Genomic DNA, 2979 nt, shown 5'->3' with positions numbered 1-2979 from the left:
CCCGCCCGTCGACCCGGCGGCCCCCGCCGCACCGGCCGCGCCCGCCCCGCCGTCGGAGCCCGCCGTCACCGCCCCCGGCGGCCAGGTGAGCATCGACGTCAACGGCCCCGACGGCACCCCCGCCTCGGCGCTGGTCCTCATCCTCGTCATCACCGGGCTGTCGGTCGCCCCGGGCCTGCTGCTCATGACGACCGCGTTCACCAAGATCGCCGTGGTCCTCGCGCTCACCCGCAACGCCATCGGCCTGCAGATGACCCCGCCCAACCAGGTGCTCATCGGGCTGTCGCTGTTCCTCACGCTGTTCGTCATGACCCCGACGCTCACCGAGGTCAACGACATCGCCGTGCAGCCCTACCTCGCCGGCAGCATGACGATCAGCGACGCCTTCACCACCGGGCTGGGGCCGATGCGGGAGTTCATGCTCTCGAGCACGCGGCCCGAGGAGCTCGCGCTCATCACCCGGGCCGCCGACCTCGACCTGCCCGGCAAGGCCGCCGACGTGCCCATCACCACGCTCGTGCCCGCCTTCGTCCTGTCGGAGCTGAGGTCGGCGTTCATCATCGGCTTCGTCATCTTCGTGCCGTTCCTGGTCATCGACCTGGTGGTCTCCAGCGCGCTCATGAGCGTCGGCATGATGATGCTGCCGCCGGTCATCATCTCGCTGCCTTTCAAGATCCTCCTGTTCGTCCTCGTCGACGGCTGGGGCCTGGTCATCCGAGCCCTCGTCGGAAGCTACGGCTGAGCGCCATGACCGATGCCGTCGTCGTCGAGATCGGCCTGGCCGCCCTCCTGCTCGGGGCCAAGCTGTCCGCCCCCATGCTCCTGTCCGCCCTGGTCGTCGGGTTCGTCGTCTCGCTGCTGCAGTCGGTGACGCAGATGCAGGACCCCGCCCTGGCCTTCGTCCCCAAGCTCGTCGCGGTGGGCCTGTGCCTGCTGCTGTTCGGCAGCTGGATGATCGCCGAGATCACGGTCTTCACGACCGACCTGTACGGGCGCATCCCGGACCTCGTCCGGGGCGGCTGAGCATGGCGGTCGACGTGCCCGGCGACGCCCTGGCGGCGCTGCTCCTGGGCTCCCTGCGCGTGGTCGGCTGGCTGCTCGTGGCCCCGCCGTTCTCCGGCCGCGCCGTCCCCGCGCCGGCCAAGGCGCTGCTGTCGGTGGCGCTCGCGCTGCCGCTGCTGCCCACGCTGCGCGAGGACCTGCCCCCCATGGAGCTCGGCCCCTTCCTCGGGGCCGCGGTCGTCCAGCTGCTCGTCGGGCTCTCGCTCGGCTTCCTCTGCTTCCTGCTGTTCGCGGCCTTCCGGACCGCCGGCGACATCATCGACACCGTCGGCGGCTTCGCGCTGGCCTCGGCGTTCGACCCGCTCAACCAGTCGCAGGCCGCCGTCATCGGCCGCCTGCAGGGGCTGCTCGCCTCCACCCTGCTGCTGGTCAGCGACGGCTGGCTCGTCGTGTGGCACGGCTTCTTCCGCAGCTACGAGGTGCTGCCGCTGGGCGCGCCGTTCGACACCGCCGTCGTCGCCTCCGCGGTCACCGACGCGATCGCGACGATGATGCTGTCCGCCGTGCAGATCGCGGCGCCCATGATCGCCGTGCTGTTCGTCGCCGACGTCGGCCTGGGCCTGGCCACCCGCGTGGCGCCCGCCCTCAACGCCTTCGCCCTGGCGTTCCCGCTGAAGATCCTGCTCACGCTCACCCTGGTCGGGTACACGTTCGTCGCGCTGCCCGACCTCGTCGCCGGCAGCGCCGAGCGGATCGGCGCCACGCTGGTCCAGGTGGCCGGCTGATGTCGGGCGGAGGTGACGCGGGGGAGAAGACCGAGGCCCCGAGCGCGCGCAAGCTCAAGGAGGCCAAGGACCAGGGCCAGATCCCGCACACGCAGGACCTGTCCAGCTGGGCGGCGATCGCCGCGATGGCCGTGACCGCCCCGGCAGTCGTCCACGCCGGCCACGAGCGCCTCGTCGGCTCCCTGCTGCGCATCGACCAGGTCGTCGCCGACCCCGAGCCCGCCGTGGCCATCGACGTCCTCGTCGACTCCGTCGCCGCGAGCATGCTCGTCCTGGTCCCCATGGTCGCCGCCGCGCTGCTGGCCTCCGTCGCGGCGTTCGCCGTGCAGGGCGGCATCCACTTCGCCTGGCCCAAGCTCAAGCCGGACCCCAAGCGGCTCAACCCGTACTCGGGGCTCAAGCGGATCCTCGGCCCCATGACGTGGTGGGAGGCGGCGAAGACCACCATCAAGGCCGCCGCTCTCGTCCTGGTCACCTGGTTCGCCGTGAGCGCGATGATGCCCTCGCTCATGGGCGCCGGGGCGATGACGCTGGGCTCGACGGTCGACACCATGCAGGGCGCGCTGCGGACGCTGGTGCAGACCGCCGTCCTGGTCGGCGTCGTCATGGCCGCTGCGGACTTCGTCGTGCAGAAGCGCAAGTCGCTCAAGGACCTCCGGATGACCAAGGAGGAGGTCAAGCAGGAGAACAAGAGCACCGAGGGCAACCCGCTCATCAAGCAGGCCGTGCGCTCCAAGCAGATGCAGGTCAGCCGCAACCGCATGATGTCCGCGGTCGCCCAGGCCGACGTCGTCGTCGTCAACCCGACCCACTACGCCGTCGCGCTGCGCTACGAGCCCGGCGCCGGCCCGCCCCAGGTGCTGGCCAGCGGCGTGGACGGCGTCGCCGCCCGGATCCGCGAGCGAGCCGCCGAGCACCGCGTCCCGATGGTCGAGGACGTCCCCCTGGCCCGCGCCCTCCACGCGGCGTGCGAGGTCGGCGACGAGATCCCCGGCGAGCTGTTCGAGGCCGTCGCGCACGTCCTGGCCTTCGTCATGTCGCTGCGCGCCAAGGGCAGCGCCGCCGGCGTCCACAGCGACGCCCGCCGCCGCGGCGCCACCCCCGACGGGGCGGAGCTACGGAGGCAGCGGACGAAGCGCCGCCGTCGCCGGCCCGCCGCGGCCGCCCCCGGGGCGCCGACCCCGGCCTGACC

At 72.4% G+C, this 2979-nt stretch carries 4 protein-coding genes; all 4 read left to right on the top strand.

Annotated elements, in window-relative coordinates; translation table 11 throughout:
• Window positions 1–742: flagellar type III secretion system pore protein FliP (gene fliP, locus WCS02_RS19190; protein WP_340295886.1), on the top strand; the 742-nt coding region annotated here is incomplete at its 5' end.
• A 5-nt stretch (window positions 743–747) separates the two neighbouring features.
• Window positions 748–1023 carry a flagellar biosynthetic protein FliQ gene (locus WCS02_RS19185; protein WP_340295885.1) on the top strand — a complete coding sequence of 92 codons (276 nt, stop codon included), beginning with the start codon at window positions 748–750 and terminating at the stop codon, window positions 1021–1023.
• A 2-nt stretch (window positions 1024–1025) separates the two neighbouring features.
• A complete protein-coding gene (locus WCS02_RS19180; protein WP_340295884.1) occupies window positions 1026–1787 on the top strand; it encodes a flagellar biosynthetic protein FliR in 762 nt (253 codons plus the stop codon).
• On the top strand, window positions 1787–2977 hold the full coding sequence (locus WCS02_RS19175; protein WP_340295883.1) for an EscU/YscU/HrcU family type III secretion system export apparatus switch protein: 1191 nt from the start codon (window positions 1787–1789) through the stop codon (window positions 2975–2977). Before WCS02_RS19180 ends, WCS02_RS19175 begins: the two co-directional genes overlap by 1 nt.
• The last annotated feature ends 2 nt before the right edge of the window (window positions 2978–2979 follow it).

Source organism: Aquipuribacter hungaricus, from assembly GCF_037860755.1.
GTDB classification, from domain to species: domain Bacteria; phylum Actinomycetota; class Actinomycetes; order Actinomycetales; family JBBAYJ01; genus Aquipuribacter; species Aquipuribacter hungaricus.
This window is presented reverse-complemented; position numbering and strand designations above follow the sequence as displayed.

Coding starts and splice junctions, on each gene's coding strand:
- WCS02_RS19185 (WP_340295885.1), top strand. CDS start 748: ATGACCGATGCCGTCGTCGTCGAGATCGGCCTGGCCGCCCTCCTGCTC.
- WCS02_RS19180 (WP_340295884.1), top strand. CDS start 1,026: ATGGCGGTCGACGTGCCCGGCGACGCCCTGGCGGCGCTGCTCCTGGGC.
- WCS02_RS19175 (WP_340295883.1), top strand. CDS start 1,787: ATGTCGGGCGGAGGTGACGCGGGGGAGAAGACCGAGGCCCCGAGCGCG.